Here is an 18,006-nt window from a genome sequence, read left to right on the forward strand (position 1 = left end):
GAGGGGACGTGTGGGCAAGGAGCTAGCCTTCACGCTTTGCCATCAGCAGCGAAAGGTCGACGAGGCGATTGGAGAATCCCCACTCATTGTCGTACCACGCCAGAATTTTGACCATATTGCCGCCAATCACCAGCGTTGACAGACCATCGATAATGGAGGAACGCGGATCGCCCCGGTAGTCGCTTGAGACCAGCGGCTCATCGCTATAGCCGAGGGTACCTTTCAGCGGCCCCGTCGCGGCGGCTTCACGAAACGCGTTATTGACCTCTTCAGCCGTGACATCCCGCTCGAGCGTTACGGTCAGATCGACAATCGACACCACCGGAACCGGTACGCGCAGCGAGTAACCGGTTAAGCGGCCGTCCAGCTCAGGGATAACTTTGCCAAGCGCCTTCGCGGCACCGCTGGAGTAGGGCACAATCGACAGCGCGGCGGCGCGGGCGCCACGGAGATCTTTTTCCGGCTGGTCGTGCAGCGCCTGGCTGTTGGTGTAGGCGTGGGTGGTGTTCATCAGGCCATGTTTAATACCGAAATGCTGGTGCAGCACCTGCGCGGCAGGCGCCAGGCCGTTGGTGGTGCAGCTACCGTTGCTGACCACGTAGTGCTTATCCGGTGAATAGAGGCCATCGTTAACACCCATCACGATGGTTAAATCCTCATTTTTACCGGGAGCGGAGATAATCACGCGCCTGGCGCCACCGCTGTGGATGTGTACCGCCGCCTTGTCGCGGTCAGTAAAGAAGCCTGTGGCCTCAATGACAATATCCACCTCGCTCTGACGCCACGGGATGCTCGCTGGGTCGCGTTCGCTGAAGACGGTAATGGTTTTTCCGTCAACCACAAGCTGCCCCTCACCGGCGGTGACGTCGGCGTCGAGTTTACCGAGCAGCGAGTCGTATTTCAGCAGATGGGCCAGCGTTTTACTGTCGGTCAGATCGTTGATGGCCACAATCTGAATCTCCGGGTTACCCTGGGCAGCACGCAGTACGTTGCGACCGATACGGCCAAAACCATTAATACCGACCTTTACCATGATCAACTCCTTAGTTGTTGTCTCTGAAGTTAATGTAGGCCGGTCGCTGGTTGGCGTAAATGACGGAAAAGGATCACTTTACGCCATTTTACGGCAATGAAAACGCTGGCGGTATTCACCCGGCGTCAGGTGAAGCTGTTTTTCAAACTGCCGTCGCAGGTTAATGCTGCTGCCAAATCCCGTTTGTTCGGCGATACGATCCAGCGTCTCGGCTGTCTGCTCCAGACGCTGCCGGGCCGCGGCCAGGCGGGCTTCGGCGACGTAGCGCGCCGGCGACGCGCCGGTTTCCCGGGTAAATACGCGGGTGAAATTACGTGGGCTCATGGCCACTTTTTCCGCCAGTTTTTCCACACAGAGGTCGGCGGTGAGGTTCTCAAGCACCCAGGCCAGCAGATCGTTTATGGGGCCCAGGGTACTGGTCTGCTGTAGGTTGTAGCGGCTAAACTGCAGCTGGCCTCCGGGACGTCGCAGGTACATGACGAAGTCCTGGGCGATATCGCGCGCCAGGCTGAAGCCGTAGTCCTCCTCAACCAGCGCTAGCGTCAGGTCAAAGCCGGAACTGACCCCGCCGGAGGTCCAGATATGCTCGTCCTGAATATAGAGCGGGCCGCCTTCCACGCGCACCTGAGGGAATTCCGCCTGCAGGGTTTCCAGCAGCTTCCAGTGGGTAGTGGCGCGTCTGCCGTCCAGTAACCCGGTTTGCGCCAGCAGCATCGCGCCGCCGCATATGGACGCAATGCGGCGGGCATGGGGGGCAGCCAGCCGCAGCCAGTCAACGACCGCGATCCCTTCCTGCGGGTTTTGACCTCTGCCGGTAATCATGATGGTATCAAGCGGCTCGCGGGGGTCTATCTCATGCAGGCGATGATCGGCCAGCAGATTTAAACCGGACTGACCATGGATCACCTGATGCGGCTGGGTTGTCGCGAGCTGCACCTGGTAACCGTTGCCCTTAGCGCCTTCCGGGTGCAGGCGGTTGGCCTGCATCAGAATGTCGGCAATACCGGCGGATTCAAACAGCATGCCGCCATCGGGGACAATAATAAGTATCTTCTTCATGTCCTGAAAAGTAATCTTTTTACAGAATAAGTCAACAGAACCGATTGGCCTGGGCGAAGGGCGTTGACCAGAGGCTTGCTCAGCCAGAGAGCGGCAGGGCGCCGGGAAAACCCGGGGGAAATATCGCCATGAATAGCATACAGCCAGCCAGATGCTCGCCTGTCAGCGTTGATAATTCGACGGAAATGTCCGGCGTCAACGGCCCCCGACCAGTTCATGGCATAAGCTACCGAGCTGCTCCACGGCCTGCAAAAGCGCGGGCGTGGGTTCGTTCGCACCGTTCAGGCGCAGGTAGTTTTGCAGTTCAGCTGCGCCCGGGGAAAACAGCGGCCCCGGACTGACGCCAATACCCAGGGCGAGGGCGCGACGATGGACTTCCAGCGCATCGATCCCGGACGGCAGTTTGACCCAAATCAGAAAGCCGGCTTCGGGCGCCGCTACGCGCGTGCCCGGTGGGAAGCAGGCGTCAACCCTGGCGATAATGGCCCGCATACCTTCCGCAATCCGCAGCTTCAGGTGCCTCAGGTGCCGGTCATAATCTCCGCTGGCGAGGATCTCGTTCGCCGCGGCCTCTATCAGCGGCGCGCCCGCCCATTCCCCGGCCATGCGGGCCTGCAACACTGCCGGGTAATAGCGTCCGGCGGCAATCCAGCCAATTCGCCAGCCCGGCGCCAGGGTTTTCGACAGAGAACTGCAATAAATCACATTTCCGCCCTTGTCGAAGGCTTTACACGCGGGCGGACGCTGCGCGCCACCGGCCAGATCGCCGTAGACATCGTCCTCAATTAAAGGGATGCCCTGATCGGCAAGCAGGGCCACCAGCGCCTGCTTGCGCGCGACGGGCATGCTGGCGCCCAGCGGATTTTGCACCGTGGGTGAGGCCAGAACGGCTGCCGGACGGTGGTGCTTAATGGCCTCTTTAAGCGGCGGCAGTAATAACCCTTTAATCGGGTCCGTGGGGATCTGTAACGCCTTCAGCCCCAGATCTTCCAGCAGCAGAAGCGTGCCGAAATAGGCGGGCTGCTCAATCGCCACCGCATCGCCCGGCTGGCATACCGCGCGGAGCGCCAGGCGTAGCGCCTGGGTTGCGCCTGCGGTGATGATAAGGTCATCGGCGCCAAAAAGGGCGCCCCACTGCGCCGCGCGGGCGGCAATCTTTCTGCGCAGGTCCGCTCTTCCCGGGGGCAGGCTGTAGCTCTGCCCGCGCGCATCAAGCCGACGACCGGCAGTGTGCAACGCCCGCTGCAAAGCCTCGACGGGAAGCCAGGCGGGATCGGGTAGCGCGGCGCCAAGCGGCACCAGACGCGCTTCAGCGCTACCGAACAACGAGCGGGCGATGGCGGACATGGTCACCGGCACCGGGCCGGATAAAGATGCTGCGCGCTGTCCGTCTTTGGCGGTGTTTATCTGGCGGACAAAGTAGCCTGAACGCGGTCGGGCGACGATCAGCCCCTCCGCCTCAAGATGACGCAGGGCTTCCAGCGCCGTGGGAAGGCTGACCTGCTCGCGCTCGGCCAGTTTGCGCGCGGAGATAATGCGATCGCCTGCCCGCAAAGCGCCTGAAGTAAGCGTCAGCCGCAGCATATCGGCTATTCGGCGGTAGTGGGGAATCGGCGGGAGAGGGTCGGACATTGTCATCTGTATAGTCTGATTTTTGATAAATCTGACTATACAGGCGTTGCGGGGCGCCATCTATAGTGGGCTCAACACAATCCAGCCAAGGAAATAACATGCACAGCGACAGTTTTGACCTTTCCCTTTACTTCCGCCGCATAGGCTATAGCGGGCCTGCGGCTGCCGATACCGCGACGCTGCACGCGCTCATGCGCCACCAGCTCTTTTCGATCCCCTTCGAGAACCTGGACGTACAGGCAGGTAAAATCGTTTCGATGGAGCCCGATGATATTGCCAACAAGCTCTTACGGCAGAGACGGGGCGGCTACTGCTATGAACTCAACGGGCTGTTTACGATGGCGCTGGAAGCGCTGGGTATTGCCTGGCGGTTTGTCGCGGCGCGGCCCATGTTCTATCCTGCGCGCCGGCCTAAAACCCATATGGCGGTGGTCGCGGAAGTTGATGGCCGTCAGTGGCTTTGCGACCTTGGCTTTGGGAGCTACGGTATCCGCGCGCCGCTGGCCCTGGACGAACTTGATACGGACATCATCCAGGATTTTGATACGTTCCGGCTTACGCGTGATGCGAACGGAAGCTATCTGCTGCAGGCGAGGGTTGAGGGAAGCTGGGCCAATCAATACGGTTTTGACCTGTCACCTCAGGAGTGGATTGATTTTGTTCCGGCCAATTTTCTTAACTCCACGCATCCCGATGCGGTCTTTGTACAAAAGCTGCTGGTGATACAGCATCAGCCCGAGGGGCGTTTTATTCTGCTCGGCAATATGCTTAAGAGTATTACCGCCGACCGCGTAGAGAAGCAGTGGCTGACAGAAGATGAAATAGCGCATGCGCTTGAGAACCGCTTTGCTTTGTCTGCTCGCTAATTAGTCAAAAGGGCGAGCTAGCCCACGGCGAGACGAATACGAAGCCGATATAACGGGGAAGGGAAGCAAACCTTCCCCGCGTTCCTTTTGCTCAGTTGATATACTTCGATCGGCCGCCAGCTATGTATTACGGTTCAGGCCGTGGTATTAAATCGTCGATAATGCAAATCGTAAACGTACGCCACTTTTAATAACCAAGATCATTCAGTGAATTACCCGTATAAAATTAAGATAATTCCATAAAAACTGGGCAATATAGCTCCGCGAAAAATATTGTCGGCAAAATCTATCTTCACCAATATTCCCCTTACTTACAGTTGGTTACGGCTATATGGTAATATTTTTGGCGATAAAGAATGGTTAAAACAAAATCATCTACTAAAATAAAATTGTTGATTAAATTCATACACTACCAATTTGTACTCATTTAGATAATTGGCCCCTGGTCAATCGCCCGCTATTTAAGCGGCGAGCGATAATTATCCCGCTCGATATTACCGTAGTTCTGGCGGGTTAATGTCTGCAGTAGACGTTTATAGCAAACGACGTCGGGGCTAATGAGTTATTTCAAAGGACAACGTAAATGACGAATATCTACGACTCTACCTCTATCAGTAGTCAGGTACCCGCGGCCGCGGTTAACAGCGCGAGCGCGGTATCATGGGGAGCGATATTTGCAGGCGCCGCCGCCGCGGCGTCGCTGGCGCTTATGCTGCTCATGCTTGGCGCCGGATTGGGCCTTACCTCAATTTCCCCGTGGGAAAATCAAGGACTTGCGGCGGGAACCGTCGGTATTGCCGCCATCGCATGGCTGACGTTTACCCAAATAGTGGCGTCAGGTATGGGCGGATACCTCGCCGGGCGGCTGCGGACTAAATGGGTTGACACTCATACCAATGAAATCTATTTCCGCGACACGGCGCATGGCTTTCTGACGTGGGCCGTGGCGCTGCTGGTCTCCGCTGTGCTGTTGACCACCACCATCAGTTCGCTGATCGGCGGTAGCGCAAAAGTGATAGGTTCCGTTGCCGGCGGCGCGACGGCAACCGCCATGAATAACGCGGGGGACGGAGCCTCTCTGTTATCGAAGTCATCGATGGAATATTTTACCCGTTCACTGTTCAGGGCTACCGCTGCCACTCCGGCGGATAATAGCGGGCTGCCAGCAAATTCATCAGGCAATGACGTTATGGCAATGAATCATCCTGTGCCGCCAAAGGCGGAGTCACCGGCTCAATTAGCCGAGGTGACGGGTATTTTTGCTAATAGCATTAATTCTGGCGCGCTTCCCCAGGACGATCTGACGTATGTGGCGCAGCTGGTTTCTCAGAATACCGGCATCAGTCAGAAAGAGGCCGAACAGCGGGTACAGGCGGTTTATGATAAAGCCCAGGCCAATTTAAAAGAGGCAAAAGATAAAGCGCAGCAGACCGCAGACGCCGCCAGAAAAACCACTAGCTACGTCACCCTGTGGTCATTCATTTCTCTGTTAATCGGCGCTTTTGTTGCCAGTCTCTGCGCAACTTATGGCGGCCGTCAGCGTGATTTATAACGTCTAATACACATTCTGCGGGAGGAACCTATGCGTTCAATATTGCTTTTCTTTTTGGGTGTGCCAATCCCTATCATTATTTTAATCGCGTTATTTATGCACTGAGTATTTTCAGGACGGCAAGAATATCTGACCTGTGAATATCGGCATGGTGGTCATTATCGTAAAAGCATAAATGCCTCCCGGGCATTTATGCTTTTTGCCATGCGGTCAGACGCGTTTTTCGCTGCCCCTGTCCGGCCATGTAAGCGATCGGAAGTCAGGATTAAACTTTGTCAGAATACGCTTTCAGCATGGCCAACAGCGCCCGTTGCGCGGCATCGTCTGCGATATTTTCAGGCAGAGCATCCGCTCGCAGAGTGATATAAGCGTCAAGGGCCATTCTGATAGCAACGCTGACGGAGTCACGATCGTGCGTTGCCAGCGTGGAAGTCAGCAGGCCGTCAGGATCAATACCGCGCGATTCAATGCGGCGAACCCCACGTTGCGGTAAATTTGCACGGCGGTGCAGCATTGGCCCCAGTACCTGCTCGCGGAAGAATGACAGCATACCAATCGCCTCAAAGAGTTCGCCCCTTCCTAGTTTAGCCACCGCATAATGAAGCCAGATCCAGGCTCGGGACTCGAACCACTCCGGCGTCATATCAGGCCAGTGAGCACTGAATTTTGCCAGTTGTTGCTGCAGAGCACGGTTATCACGGGTAAATAACACGGCTGGCTCCTCAACGCGTTGAGTGAGCATTTCCAGGGTGACAAATTTCAGATCGACATGAAGGAGTTCAGGACCATACAGGCATATCAGCAGGCGAGGCTCTCCGACATGTTCCCCGCTGAAAGCATGCAGGAGATGGCCCAGCGTTCCGGCGAACGCCACACGCTGGGCCATGATTTCGTCATAGTAGAGGGGATCGACCACAACGACAAAATCCAAATCGGAGTATTTATCAAATCCGCCATGGATAATCGAGCCGCCGGCGAGAAGGGAGTGAATCCGCGAGTCAGACTGAAATTGAAGCTTGAGGTGCTCTGCAAAACTTCTGTGTAAATCGGGTAACGTATTAAGCATACTTTTTCCTGTTCACAAAAAACACAAAGCATTACAGGGTATCGAGTTCTCTATATTCAGGCTAGATATTTTTGAAGGAATAGTCATTTCTTCGAAGGGTTTCCCGAAGCGATAAATTGCCCTGTATAGTCCGGCGCTATTGATTGCGCCGTGTTTGTTACCTCTTCAATCATTGCCGCGTCAGGACGGTGCTGCTGTCATGCTTCAAACTGACCAAATGGAAAACGAATGACTTCCCATACCTTGAAGGGTATGGCTGGGCATCATTATAGTATTGGAAAGGATGTTATACCTGTTATTAAGATTGAATCACCCGCCAGACAGGGCGAACGAATACGCAGATAGAGGTGATCATTCTATGAGTAACGCAATAACTAAAGTGCAAAACGCCAATGCACGTCGTGGCGGTGATGTATTGTTAGAAGTTCTGGAAAGTGAAGGGGTGGAATATGTGTTTGGTAATCCAGGCACAACCGAACTGCCCTTCATGGATGCGCTGTTAAGAAAACCGTCAATTCAGTACGTATTAGCTCTGCAGGAAGCGAGTGCAGTAGCCATGGCGGACGGTTATGCGCAGGCAGCAAAAAAACCAGGATTTCTGAATCTGCATACCGCCGGTGGTTTAGGCCACGGCATGGGAAACCTGTTGAATGCAAAATGTTCACAGACACCACTTGTGGTGACAGCAGGGCAGCAGGATTTACGCCACACGACAACCGATCCGTTATTGTTGGGTGATCTGGTCGGAATGGGGAAAACGTTCGCTAAATGGTCACAGGAGGTTACCCACGTTGACCAGCTACCGGTATTAGTTCGCCGGGCTTTCCACGATTCAGACGCTGCACCGAAAGGCTCCGTTTTCCTGTCGCTTCCGATGGATGTGATGGAGGCGATGAGCTGTATCGGGATCGGGGCGCCTTCCACTATTGACCGCAATGCAGTCGCGGGTTCGTTACCTTTGCTGGCAAGTAAGCTGGCGGCATTTACTCCGGGTAAAGTCGCACTGATTGCCGGCGACGAAATTTACCAAAGTGAAGCGGCCAGCGAGGTTGTTGCTCTTGCTGAGATGCTTGCCGCTGACGTATACGGTTCAACATGGCCAAACCGGATCCCCTACCCAACAGCACACCCTCTCTGGCGGGGTAATCTGTCCACTAAAGCGACGGAAATTAACAGAGCATTAGGCCAGTACGATGCTATTTTTGCACTTGGCGGTAAGTCGCTTATCACCATTCTTTATACAGAAGGTCAGGCAGTACCGGACCAGTGTAAAGTGTTCCAGTTATCAGCCGATGCGGGCGACCTGGGACGCACCTACAGTAGTGAACTCTCAGTGGTTGGCGATATTAAATCATCGTTAAGGGTGCTACTGCCCGAACTGGAAAAAGCCACGGCAAACCATCGCAGTGATTATCAACGTCGTTTTGAAAACGCGGTTAATGAGTTTGAATTGAGCAAAGAAAGTCTGCTCGGGCAGGTTAATGAACAACAATCTGCTACGGTAATTACGCCACTCGTGGCTGCGTTTGAGGCAGCAAGGGCGATCGGACCAGATGTGGCAATTGTTGACGAAGCGATTGCAACCAGCGGCTCGCTTCGCAAATCACTCAACAGTCGCCGTGCGGATCAGTATGCCTTTTTGCGCGGCGGTGGTCTGGGGTGGGGGATGCCTGCCGCTGTGGGCTATTCACTCGGTTTGGGAAGAGCGCCTGTGGTGTGCTTTGTGGGCGACGGCGCTGCGATGTACTCCCCTCAGGCTCTCTGGACGGCCGCACATGAAAAACTGCCGGTAACCTTTATTGTAATGAATAACACGGAATATAACGTATTGAAAAACTTCATGCGTTCACAGGCAGATTATACTTCGGCGCAAACAGAACGCTTTATCGCAATGGATTTGATTAATCCGGCAGTTGATTATCAGGCACTGGGTGCATCGATGGGACTGGAAACCAGAAAAGTTCTCCGTGCCGGAGATATCGCCCCGGCAGTTGAGGCCGCACTGGCGAGTGGCAAACCTAATGTGATCGAAATCATCATCAGTAAGAGTTAATCGTTAATCCGTCCGGACTGCGCTGCATCCAGTTTATCCCTGATACTGCGGCACAGGTTCACAAAACCCGGTAAAGCCGGGTTTTTGTTCTTTGTCGACCACATCAGCATATTCTCCACCATATTCGGATTTTCCAGCCTACGGTAAACCACACCACGCAATTGGGCATTCTCCATACTTGCGGGAATAAGCGCCACGCCAACGCCACGGGCCACAAAATTCATCACAGTCTGCTGTACGGAGGCTTCCAGTCCTATTTGCGGGCTAAATCCGGCCTTGAGGCACTGATGAAGGATGGAATCGTAGAGCATCGGTGCACTCTGGCGCGGAACAGTGATGAACGGGTCATCACAGAGTGATTCAAGTCTGAAATGCTCGCTTTGAACCTGGGGGTGATTGGCAGGAAGGGCGGCGATTAGCGGCTCACGCAAGAGTACCAGTGAATGAATTCCCGGAGTGGCCGTCTCGGAGAAGCTGATTGCCGCGTCTAATCTGCCATCCTCTAATGCGGCGTGTAAATCAGAGGGGACCATCTCCTGAAAATGCAATTCCACATCAGAATAGGTCTCCCGGTGCTGCATGGCAACATGAGGCACAACGCTATAGCTGGCATACATTGTTGCACCTAATTTCAGCACACCTTTCTGCCCTGATTCTACGGCCCGTACGTTATTACAGGCCAGCTCCAGCATTGCCAGCACCGCGCGGCAGTCCACCAGAAATTGCTCTCCGGCAAGGGTTAAACTGACACCTTTAGCGGCCCGGTTAAACAGCTTTGCACCGAGGATGGTTTCCAGCTGGGCTATTTGCCGGCTTAAGGGAGGCTGCGAGATATTGAGTTTACTGGCGGCTTTGCCGATGTTTCCGGTTTCAGCAACAGTGCAAAAGTTAATCAACTGATTAAGGGTCGGTTTCATGAGCATTCCTGAAGCAGGTTCATACCTTCTATGGTATCACTTGTTTGCAGGGCGGAGATGCACATGAAGTTAAGCGTTCTGGCGTTCGAGTTGAAGCTGGTGTGTGGCAATACCCCATGCTGTTCCTGAGGTGCAGAAGCTGATGGCGCGCGGGAGAGGGGTAGGTGCATCCTCCCGGATAAACAGAAAATGGCGACAAACCCGGCACGAGCCATCCATACACCACACAGGTGGATTGCGCACGCTTTAACCGATGAATAAACTCGCCATAGGAAAAATCAGCTATGACGTCAGGGGGCGTCGCTATAGGGCAGCCGACGATGAATTGTGAGGATCAGCGACCCCCTGAGGTGCCAATCTCATTGGCGGCGTAAGCAGACTGAGTTCGAACTAGCGGCCTTTTCTCCATGGCGATTCACGGTTCCTGCCTCTGGCAGATATATTCCTCTAATCCCTTTGCCAGAATATCGAAAACCAGTTTGCAGCACAGACTATTGCGCAGGTCTTCGTGCATGACGATCCAGGTATCAAGATATAAAGAAAAGAAATTCGGCAGTAACCTCTGCAGTGGAATATAGCCATTGGCCAACTGCACCTGGCATATGCCAATGCCGGCACCGGCGCGAATAAGATTAAGCTGAGCCACATTGCTATCGGTGCGCATGGAAAATGAATCCCGGCTTAACTGAGGGTATTTTTCCAGTACCTTACGGATGAAAGGCGTATTCTGATCAAAGCCAACCAGCGCATGTTTCAGCAGTTCTTCGCTATTTTCAGGCGTGCCATGTCGTGCCAGATAGGAAGTCGATGCGTGTAGGCCAAGTTCAATCCGGCCTACACGACGCGCAATAAGCTGCTCCTGTACCGGCGTCTTCATGCGTACAGCAATATCAGCTTCCCTGTGCAGTAAATCCTGAACCCGGTTCGACAGAACTAATTCAATCGTTATTTGTGGGTGAGACTCCCGGAGCCTGGCAATAAGCGGCGGCAGCACCTCAACGCCGATAACGTCACTCGCGGAGACGCGGACGACGCCGCGAATGGACGCGCTGTTATGACTGAAGTTGGAGGCTGTGCGCGCTAGCGTATTCGCCGTGCTCTCCATCGCTTCGGCATGCACCCTCAGCGCCAGCGCCGTTTCAGTCGCCAGCAACCCCGTTTGCGAACGCGTGAACAATACTTGGCCAAGAGCCGACTCCAGCGCAGCGATATGCCGTCCTGCCGTGGGTTGCGTCATCGAAAGCCGGCGCGATGCGCCGGAAAGCGAGCCTTCCCTGAGCACAGCCAGAAATGTTCGGTACCACTCCCATGGGATAGATGTGTTCATACAAATTTGTATAGCTGCCCTATAAAGATATGCAATTCCATTTAGCTCTGCCTGTACGTACGCTGTCAAGGTCAAATCAGCAAAGAGGCAAACAATATGGTAACCCGAGGCAGGGTCTTAATACTTGGCGCAACCGGCGGTATTGGTGGTGAAACTGCTCGCCGGCTCATTCAGAAAAAATGGGACGTACGTGCGCTAAAACGAGGACTTCACGGCAGTGAACGAAGCGGTGACATCCAGTGGATAGGCGGCGACGCTCTCGACCCGGAGCAAGTCGCCGCTGCGGCAGCAGACTGTAGCGCGATCGTTCACGCCGTCAATCCGCCCGGCTACCGAAACTGGGAGCATCTGGTGCTGCCTATGCTGCGCAACACGATTGGCGCAGCAGAACGAACCGGCGCCTTAGTCGTGCTTCCCGGTACCGTTTACAACTATGGTCCTGACGCTTTTCCGCTAGTACGGGAAGGTGCTCAGCAGATGCCGGTCACAAAGAAGGGAGCGATCAGGGTACAAATGGAGAAAGAACTGGAGGCCTATTCGCAGCGGGGCGGGCGGGTATTAATCGTCCGCGCGGGGGATTTTTTTGGCCCACGCGCCGGTAATAACTGGTTTTCTCAAGGTCTGATTAAACCCGGCAAGCTGCCTGGCGTCATTACCAATCCTGGTTCGCCTGCAACCGGTCACCAGTGGGCTTATTTACCTGATGTCGCGGAAACGATAGCTGCGCTGCTGGAACGACGCGAGGAACTTGAGCCCTTTGCGCGCTTCCATATGCAAGGCCATTGGGATGCCGACGGCAGCGAAATGGTCAGCGCGATTCAACGCACTGCGGCGCGCTTTGGCGGCGTTGCCAAAATACGCTCATTTCCGTGGTGGTTTATGTACCTGGCTGCGCCTTTCAACGCAACCTTACGCGAACTTTTGGAGATGCGGTACCTGTGGCGCCAGTCGGTCCGCCTGGACAATACGAAGCTGGTGAATTTTTTAGGCGCTGAGCCTCATACCCCACTTGATGTAGCCGTCCATACGACGTTACAGGGCCTGGGCTGCATTGATTGATAATACTGAGATGTCTCGTATCACAGTCTAGAGACGCGCCATGGTCGCTTCTGGCACGAAGCGGACAAGCTAACTGGGCGAAAGGTCCGCTATGAGCGAGGAGCGGACATTGTGCTTAAATAATGATGACTCTGGCAGGATGGGTTTTCAATGCTTGGAAGGTAGCCACTAATTCAGGTGACGTAAATGTGTAGCAATCCCCCACTTTAGGCCGATACATTTTCCATTAATCAGGTCGATAACAGAATAACTTGCATTGGGGTGAGCATAGCGAGGGAAACTATTGACAGTCCCTTCTTTAAGAATTGCCAGAGTGCCCTGACTGACATGCCCGTGAGACACAATACATATTGTTTGTTGATGTGATGAGGTATCTTCCAGGTTTTGTAAAAAACGCATAACTCGCTGAGAAGCATGCGCCAGTGACTCCCCCCCAGGTGGACAATACTCTGCATCAAGCCTGAATAACGCATTTGCATAGTTTGGATGTTTTTGTCTGAGTAGTTCTAACGGCATACCTTCAAACTGACCAAAGGCCTGCTCTTTAAGGGCCGGTTCAGCCGTCAGTGAACAATGAAAGTGTTCAGCCAGGCTTTGCCCCATTTGCCAGGCACGCCCAAGCGGAGAAGCGTAAACACGCTCTATTTGATACTCACTTGCACTAAACGCTGCTAGTAGGACGGATGTTTCACGCAAACCCCGACAGGTCAAGGAGCTATCGCTGTGCCCCTGAATAATTCCTTCCAAATTCCACTCTGTTTCTGCGTGTCGAACAAGTATCAATTTCATCGTTAGCTGGCCATGCTCGTTGTTGATCAAAATGTCCCAACTGCGCGATATCAAACACACACCGTTGAAGCAGCGGAAGGCTTTCCTGTTTTGGAAATAATGAACAAGTGTAGCTTATTGCCGTTATGCAGCGGCTCTGGGGGTGGGGCGCTGAATTTTATCCGTAGTTAACTTCCGCTCCTGGCACAGGGCTGCTGTTGCAGCCCTGACAACCTTAGACTTCGATCGATTCAGAGATCTCTAATGCATCATCGACTTCAATGCCCAGATAACGGACTGTGCTTTCCAGTTTCTTATGGCCCAACAGAAGTTGGATCACCCGGAGATTCTTGGTTTTCTTGTAGATTAGGTAAGGTTTTGTTCTTCTCATGGAATGTGTGCTATAAAGCGAATCATCGAGACCAAGCTTTTCTACCCACCCATGAAAAATTCGGTTGTATTGCCGGGTTGATATGGGCTGGTTAGTTCCGACTCGAGACCGAAACAAGAAGTCTTTACTATGCAAATTGCCATGCTTTATCAATGCAGCAACAGCTTCTCTTGTCCCTTTGGTTATCTCAAATTGCACAGGGCTACCGGTTTTCTGTTGCAACACCGTAGCTCTGCTTGAAACAGAGCTACCATATGCAACATCAGATACTTTGAGTTTGACCAGATCACAGCCTCGTAGCTTACTGTCCAGGGCCATATTGAAGAGAGCCAAATCGCGCGTTTTACCTTCTAGTTCAAGCCGGATTCGGATCCCCCAGATATGAGATATCTGAAGTGGTCTTTTTTGGCCGATGATACGGTCTTTGTTCCACGGTGACGTGTTCATACTCAAATCTCCTGCAATGTGGGAGATTTGAGTATGGTTGTCCCTTATGAGCGATCAGCAGACGTTCGTAATTGAGTTGCCATGAATCTTGCTAACAATACCGTGTGTCAATCAACGGGGAGTAGGTCATGTCAAATGTCTCAGGGCGTGAAGCGGACATCATTCTTATGAAGACCTGACCAATCGATCCGTTTCTGCCAGCCTCAGGAGGCCGCTGATGAAATCAGGTCAATTTTCTGTCCGTTGCATTTTTTTTAAAATCATCAATAACAGGCAGATTAATGCTGCCGCAGCGAGGTTGTACAGCATCCCGGCAACAAACGCAGAAGTATACTGCCCAGCTTGTGACAGGTCAGTCGCTTTTGAAAGAGCACCATTAAACAGAATGCCAACGACGGCTACGCCCAGGGCAGCCCCGATTTGCTGAACTGTTGAGATAACTCCAGCTGCCATGCCAGATTTCGCTTCTTCAACAAAACCCAATACCAGGTTCAGTAATGGCGTCATAATATAACCTTGGCCAGCACCGACCATAATAAGTGCCGGAATTAACTGCACTGGTTTCAATTCTGATCCTGACGTCCATACCTGAAAAATCATTATTGCAATGAAGACCGCATAGATTAACGCGCCAAAAAAAAGCGTAGATGTTCCCCATCTAGCAACCAGTCGTGGCGCAGCCAAGGATGCAAGAACAAAACCGACGCTACAGGGCGCAAAGATACTTCCTGCCTCGAAGGCATCCAGACCGATCCCCGTCTGTACCAGTAAAGCAAAACAGAGAAAGAATGAACTTGAGGTAGAGTAAACCAACAGCACCAGCATTGTTCCCAGCGAGAAATTGCCATTCGCCATCAGCCGCATATCTACCAGTGGCCACTTGCCTGCCTTTCGACGTTGCTCCTGTTGCCGATAAAAGAGCACCAGTAAAGCCAGTGCTAGACCTGGTGCCCAGCGGCTCCATTCAGGCCAGCCCTGAACTGGCCCTTCTATTAACGGAACCAATACTAGCACCAGTCCGCAGCTGACCAGCAGGACGCCTGTCCAGTCCAGTAGCGGTCTCTGCGGGGCACGGGATTCGGGAATTGACCGTGCTGCAAGAATGGCGAAGACTCCAACTGGCAGATTAATAAGAAAAATGATGCGCCAGCTAAGACCGAACAAGTCAGCATGTACCAGCCATCCGCCCAGCACCTGACCGGCAATAGCGGCCAGCCCTAGCGTCATCCCCAGCAAGCCAAAAGCTTTGCGCCGGTCATTATCCTCAAAGTTAACGCGAATAGAGGCATAAACCTGCGGGAACAATAATGCTGCAGCCAGCCCCTGCAAAATCCGGGCGCAGATAAGATAATCTGTCCCTGGTGCCAGACCACAAAAAGCCGAGGCCAGCGTAAAGCCAGCCATACCAACAATGAATAATCGACGGCGACCAAACATGTCCCCCAGTCGTCCACCAGTAATCAACAAAACGCCAAAGGCGAGTTCATATCCGGCGACAATAAACCCAATCTGCGCAAAATTCGCGCCCAGCCCGGTCTGGATACTGGGGATGGCGACGTTAACAACAAACAGATCAAAGATGGTAACGAATCCTGCAAGGAGTAATACGGACAAACCGGCCCAGGGAGGCGTTTTACAAGAAACATGTCTGGAAGACAGGGTAAGACCGGGAGATGAACTCATATTGCATATCCAATGTAAGAAAGTATGCAAAGATTCTCTTCTTTTCATTAAACCATTACAATTTAACAGTTTATACTATTACTTTAAGCAATGAGATAAACGATGCGGACCCTGAATCGATCACGTACTGACCTGGCAGCCTTCCTGCGGGCGCATCGGGAACGCCTTTCACCTGCCGAGGCAGGGCTTCCCAGCGGAACCCGGCGTCGGACGCCAGGCCTTCGACGTGAAGAAGTCGCGGCACTTGCAGGCGTCGGCCTTACCTGGTACACATGGCTTGAGCAGGGCCGGGATATTGGCGTGTCGTCCACCTTTCTGGATAATCTGGCACGGGTACTGAAACTGGATGCCGCTGAACGCCGACACCTGTTTATGCTCGCACATGAGCGTCCTCCGGCCGAACCAGGGAAAACCTGGTGCGTACTGCCGCCCCTTGTGCGGCGCCTGATGCACGATCTTCCGCACCCTGCTTTTGTGCTCAATCTGCGCTGGGACGTTCTGGGTTTTAATGCATTAGCCGACGAACTGTTTAATTTTGGTAGTCATGTACCCGAGCGGCGTAACCTTCTCTGGCTACTTTTCACCGATTGCACTCTTCAGAAACGTGTCGTTGCCTGGCATGAACAGGCTCCCTTGATGCTGTCAAGCTTTCGCCGTGATTTCACTCGAGCCAGCCAAAGTACGGATATACCTGAACTGGTAAATGAGTTGGAACATGTCTCGCCAGAGTTCAAAGTCTGGTGGCGACAACATCAGGTTCACGCGCCATGCAATGGAATCCGTCATTTAATGATAGAGGAACAGCCTGTGCCTTTTGAATTCACATCACTAACTGTGGATGAAGACCGACATTTGAGGTTGGTAGTGTATGCGCGACAAGAAGAAGACGCTGAACGTCCTGATTAGCCATTAAACAGGGACAAAAATTCTCGCGTCGCGCTATGGCTGGCATGCATTATAAGGGGCCGCTTTTGGCACCAAGCGGACTGCCTGAAGCGCCGTGAGGTCAGCTATGAGCGAGAAACGAATGTTTATCTTGCGGCAGGATGGTGGCAGCATTGCAATATTTATTGGGGCAATACCCACGCCTTGTTTTGTATAACCACCCTATATCCATCGAGGTCAACAAATGTCCTTCCGTTCGCATCCCAGTAAGGATTGAATGACGTGGTCATTCTAAAGCCAGCACCGATCATTCTTTCACAGGCCGTATCCCATTCTTTTTCTTCAGAGTAATAAAGAACGAGTAAATCCTCTTCTGTGTGTAAAGGTTGAACGGGATGGTTTCGGCAAAAAGTGAATTCTATGTGCCAGTCTAAGTCTCCCCTCCCTAACATTATTCCATTGAAACCGTCATGATCGTTGAATTCAGCAATCTTATGCAGACCTAACCCCTTGCTGTACATCAGAAATGATCTTTCGAGATTGGCGACGGGTTTAGCAATACGCATATGAGTAAACATCAGGGTTCTCCAGGGAAAGATACTGCTTTAATGTTAAAATCCCGCCTGAGTTTACATGTGATTATACATTTCATTTGTCCATACGAGCCTCCGAAATGTCCTGCTTCGGTTTGCTGACGGTTCTCTTCTGGCATAAGGTAGCCTACGACTACAAGCGGGTCATGGACGCAGCAGCCCGTTTGTCCTCTGAATCATCGAAGGCTTTCCGGGATGCCTCAATATCCTGCCAGGTATCCCTGATCCAGTCAGTGAACCCCGCCAGCGGCTCCAACATCGACCGGCCTCGGTCAGTCAGTTGATATTCCACCCGTGGTGGAAGCTCGGGGTAATAATACCGGGCAACCAGGCCATCCCTTTCGAGATTACGCAGAGTCAGGGTCAACATACGCTGCGAAATGTCAGGAATGCCGCGCCGAATGGCGCTAAAGCGCATAGGCGTCTCCTGTGAAAGTGCCAGTAGTGAGATAACGAGGATTGTCCATTTATCACCCAGTCTTGCCAGGACACTCCCCGGCGCACAGGGTGTCAGTTTTGGTCCATCCGGTGTTTCGAACACGGGTCTGCCATTAATCTCACGCGCCATAATTTTTCTCCGCTGGACATCCCTAATGGTTATCTTTGTGTAACTGAGGACCAAAAATGTGCCGTCTTGTGAACAGAATAGCACTGGTTCCATACTGTGACTGCCAA

16 protein-coding genes are annotated in these 18,006 nt (G+C 53.0%); 5 read left to right on the forward strand and 11 right to left on the reverse strand.

Annotated elements, in window-relative coordinates:
- Positions 1 to 22: 22 nt before the first annotated feature.
- The 3 genes from gap to KOSB73_RS15130 form a co-directional block, all read right to left on the reverse strand.
- Positions 23 to 1,033 carry a type I glyceraldehyde-3-phosphate dehydrogenase gene (gene gap, locus KOSB73_RS15120; protein WP_098140639.1) on the reverse strand — a complete coding sequence of 337 codons (1,011 nt, stop codon included), beginning with the start codon at positions 1,031 to 1,033 and terminating at the stop codon, positions 23 to 25.
- Between the two features lie 78 nt (positions 1,034 to 1,111).
- On the reverse strand, positions 1,112 to 2,092 hold the full coding sequence (locus tag KOSB73_RS15125) for a GlxA family transcriptional regulator (protein WP_004139086.1): 981 nt from the start codon (positions 2,090 to 2,092) through the stop codon (positions 1,112 to 1,114).
- A gap of 195 nt (positions 2,093 to 2,287) precedes the next feature.
- The gene (locus KOSB73_RS15130) at positions 2,288 to 3,784 is read right to left on the reverse strand and encodes an aminotransferase-like domain-containing protein (protein WP_098140640.1); all 1,497 of its coding nucleotides are present in this window, start codon (positions 3,782 to 3,784) and stop codon (positions 2,288 to 2,290) included.
- Between the two features lie 38 nt (positions 3,785 to 3,822).
- Here KOSB73_RS15130 and KOSB73_RS15135 point away from each other — a divergent pair, with 38 nt between their 5' ends.
- Both KOSB73_RS15135 and KOSB73_RS15140 read left to right on the forward strand, forming a co-directional pair.
- Positions 3,823 to 4,590 (forward strand): arylamine N-acetyltransferase family protein, encoded by a 768-nt coding sequence (locus KOSB73_RS15135; RefSeq protein ID WP_004139077.1) that lies wholly within the window; start codon positions 3,823 to 3,825, stop codon positions 4,588 to 4,590.
- 583 nt (positions 4,591 to 5,173) lie between these two features.
- Positions 5,174 to 6,142, forward strand: a complete 969-nt coding sequence (locus KOSB73_RS15140; protein ID WP_024358318.1) for a membrane protein — start codon at positions 5,174 to 5,176, stop codon at positions 6,140 to 6,142.
- A 265-nt stretch (positions 6,143 to 6,407) separates the two neighbouring features.
- On the opposite strand, the gene KOSB73_RS15145 is transcribed toward KOSB73_RS15140, so the two are convergent.
- Complete coding sequence (locus KOSB73_RS15145; protein WP_024358317.1) at positions 6,408 to 7,208, reverse strand: hypothetical protein; 801 nt, start codon at positions 7,206 to 7,208, stop codon at positions 6,408 to 6,410.
- Positions 7,209 to 7,566: 358 nt separating this feature from the next.
- On the opposite strand from KOSB73_RS15145, the gene KOSB73_RS15150 reads away from it, so the two are divergent.
- Positions 7,567 to 9,261: a thiamine pyrophosphate-binding protein gene (locus KOSB73_RS15150; protein ID WP_004139074.1), complete on the forward strand. Its 1,695-nt coding sequence runs from the start codon at positions 7,567 to 7,569 to the stop codon at positions 9,259 to 9,261.
- Here KOSB73_RS15150 and KOSB73_RS15155 read toward each other — a convergent pair.
- Together KOSB73_RS15155 and KOSB73_RS15160 are read right to left on the reverse strand one after the other, a co-directional pair.
- The gene (locus tag KOSB73_RS15155) at positions 9,258 to 10,178 is read right to left on the reverse strand and encodes a LysR family transcriptional regulator (protein ID WP_024358316.1); all 921 of its coding nucleotides are present in this window, start codon (positions 10,176 to 10,178) and stop codon (positions 9,258 to 9,260) included. The genes KOSB73_RS15150 and KOSB73_RS15155 overlap by 4 nt on opposite strands.
- A 415-nt stretch (positions 10,179 to 10,593) precedes the next feature.
- Positions 10,594 to 11,505, reverse strand: a complete 912-nt coding sequence (locus tag KOSB73_RS15160) for a LysR family transcriptional regulator (protein ID WP_098140641.1) — start codon at positions 11,503 to 11,505, stop codon at positions 10,594 to 10,596.
- A 96-nt stretch (positions 11,506 to 11,601) separates the two neighbouring features.
- Here KOSB73_RS15160 and KOSB73_RS15165 point away from each other — a divergent pair, with 96 nt between their 5' ends.
- The gene (locus KOSB73_RS15165; RefSeq protein ID WP_098140642.1) at positions 11,602 to 12,564 is read left to right on the forward strand and encodes an NAD-dependent epimerase/dehydratase family protein; all 963 of its coding nucleotides are present in this window, start codon (positions 11,602 to 11,604) and stop codon (positions 12,562 to 12,564) included.
- A gap of 168 nt (positions 12,565 to 12,732) precedes the next feature.
- Here the strand turns inward: KOSB73_RS15165 and KOSB73_RS15170 are convergent, their stop codons facing one another.
- From KOSB73_RS15170 to KOSB73_RS15180, 3 genes are all read right to left on the reverse strand, one after another.
- Positions 12,733 to 13,353, reverse strand: a complete 621-nt coding sequence (locus KOSB73_RS15170; RefSeq protein ID WP_071830716.1) for a histidine phosphatase family protein — start codon at positions 13,351 to 13,353, stop codon at positions 12,733 to 12,735.
- Positions 13,354 to 13,567: 214 nt separating this feature from the next.
- Positions 13,568 to 14,170: a site-specific integrase gene (locus KOSB73_RS15175; protein WP_004139064.1), complete on the reverse strand. Its 603-nt coding sequence runs from the start codon at positions 14,168 to 14,170 to the stop codon at positions 13,568 to 13,570.
- 228 nt (positions 14,171 to 14,398) lie between these two features.
- Positions 14,399 to 15,853, reverse strand: a complete 1,455-nt coding sequence (locus KOSB73_RS15180; protein ID WP_064371724.1) for an MFS transporter — start codon at positions 15,851 to 15,853, stop codon at positions 14,399 to 14,401.
- A 102-nt stretch (positions 15,854 to 15,955) separates the two neighbouring features.
- Between KOSB73_RS15180 and KOSB73_RS15185 the strand changes: the two genes are divergently transcribed.
- On the forward strand, positions 15,956 to 16,759 hold the full coding sequence (locus KOSB73_RS15185) for a helix-turn-helix transcriptional regulator (RefSeq protein ID WP_004139060.1): 804 nt from the start codon (positions 15,956 to 15,958) through the stop codon (positions 16,757 to 16,759).
- Positions 16,760 to 16,920: 161 nt separating this feature from the next.
- On the opposite strand, the gene KOSB73_RS15190 is transcribed toward KOSB73_RS15185, so the two are convergent.
- Both KOSB73_RS15190 and KOSB73_RS15195 read right to left on the reverse strand, forming a co-directional pair.
- The gene (locus tag KOSB73_RS15190) at positions 16,921 to 17,316 is read right to left on the reverse strand and encodes a VOC family protein (protein ID WP_064342581.1); all 396 of its coding nucleotides are present in this window, start codon (positions 17,314 to 17,316) and stop codon (positions 16,921 to 16,923) included.
- 148 nt (positions 17,317 to 17,464) lie between these two features.
- Positions 17,465 to 17,899 (reverse strand): winged helix-turn-helix transcriptional regulator, encoded by a 435-nt coding sequence (locus KOSB73_RS15195; protein ID WP_024358313.1) that lies wholly within the window; start codon positions 17,897 to 17,899, stop codon positions 17,465 to 17,467.
- Positions 17,900 to 18,006: the final 107 nt, after the last annotated feature.

This window comes from Klebsiella grimontii (genome assembly GCF_900200035.1).
Lineage (GTDB): Bacteria > Pseudomonadota > Gammaproteobacteria > Enterobacterales > Enterobacteriaceae > Klebsiella > Klebsiella grimontii.

What these genes read in the sequence shown, in the direction of transcription:
- gap (WP_098140639.1), bottom strand. Translation starts at nt 1,033, where the DNA reads ATGGTAAAGGTCGGTATTAATGGTTTTGGCCGTATCGGTCGCAACGTA.
- KOSB73_RS15125 (WP_004139086.1), bottom strand. Translation starts at nt 2,092, where the DNA reads ATGAAGAAGATACTTATTATTGTCCCCGATGGCGGCATGCTGTTTGAA.
- KOSB73_RS15130 (WP_098140640.1), bottom strand. Translation starts at nt 3,784, where the DNA reads ATGGCGCCCCGCAACGCCTGTATAGTCAGATTTATCAAAAATCAGACT.
- KOSB73_RS15135 (WP_004139077.1), top strand. Translation starts at nt 3,823, where the DNA reads ATGCACAGCGACAGTTTTGACCTTTCCCTTTACTTCCGCCGCATAGGC.
- KOSB73_RS15140 (WP_024358318.1), top strand. Translation starts at nt 5,174, where the DNA reads ATGACGAATATCTACGACTCTACCTCTATCAGTAGTCAGGTACCCGCG.
- KOSB73_RS15145 (WP_024358317.1), bottom strand. Translation starts at nt 7,208, where the DNA reads ATGCTTAATACGTTACCCGATTTACACAGAAGTTTTGCAGAGCACCTC.
- KOSB73_RS15150 (WP_004139074.1), top strand. Translation starts at nt 7,567, where the DNA reads ATGAGTAACGCAATAACTAAAGTGCAAAACGCCAATGCACGTCGTGGC.
- KOSB73_RS15155 (WP_024358316.1), bottom strand. Translation starts at nt 10,178, where the DNA reads ATGAAACCGACCCTTAATCAGTTGATTAACTTTTGCACTGTTGCTGAA.
- KOSB73_RS15160 (WP_098140641.1), bottom strand. Translation starts at nt 11,505, where the DNA reads ATGAACACATCTATCCCATGGGAGTGGTACCGAACATTTCTGGCTGTG.
- KOSB73_RS15165 (WP_098140642.1), top strand. Translation starts at nt 11,602, where the DNA reads ATGGTAACCCGAGGCAGGGTCTTAATACTTGGCGCAACCGGCGGTATT.
- KOSB73_RS15170 (WP_071830716.1), bottom strand. Translation starts at nt 13,353, where the DNA reads ATGAAATTGATACTTGTTCGACACGCAGAAACAGAGTGGAATTTGGAA.
- KOSB73_RS15175 (WP_004139064.1), bottom strand. Translation starts at nt 14,170, where the DNA reads ATGAACACGTCACCGTGGAACAAAGACCGTATCATCGGCCAAAAAAGA.
- KOSB73_RS15180 (WP_064371724.1), bottom strand. Translation starts at nt 15,853, where the DNA reads ATGAGTTCATCTCCCGGTCTTACCCTGTCTTCCAGACATGTTTCTTGT.
- KOSB73_RS15185 (WP_004139060.1), top strand. Translation starts at nt 15,956, where the DNA reads ATGCGGACCCTGAATCGATCACGTACTGACCTGGCAGCCTTCCTGCGG.
- KOSB73_RS15190 (WP_064342581.1), bottom strand. Translation starts at nt 17,316, where the DNA reads ATGTTTACTCATATGCGTATTGCTAAACCCGTCGCCAATCTCGAAAGA.
- KOSB73_RS15195 (WP_024358313.1), bottom strand. Translation starts at nt 17,899, where the DNA reads ATGGCGCGTGAGATTAATGGCAGACCCGTGTTCGAAACACCGGATGGA.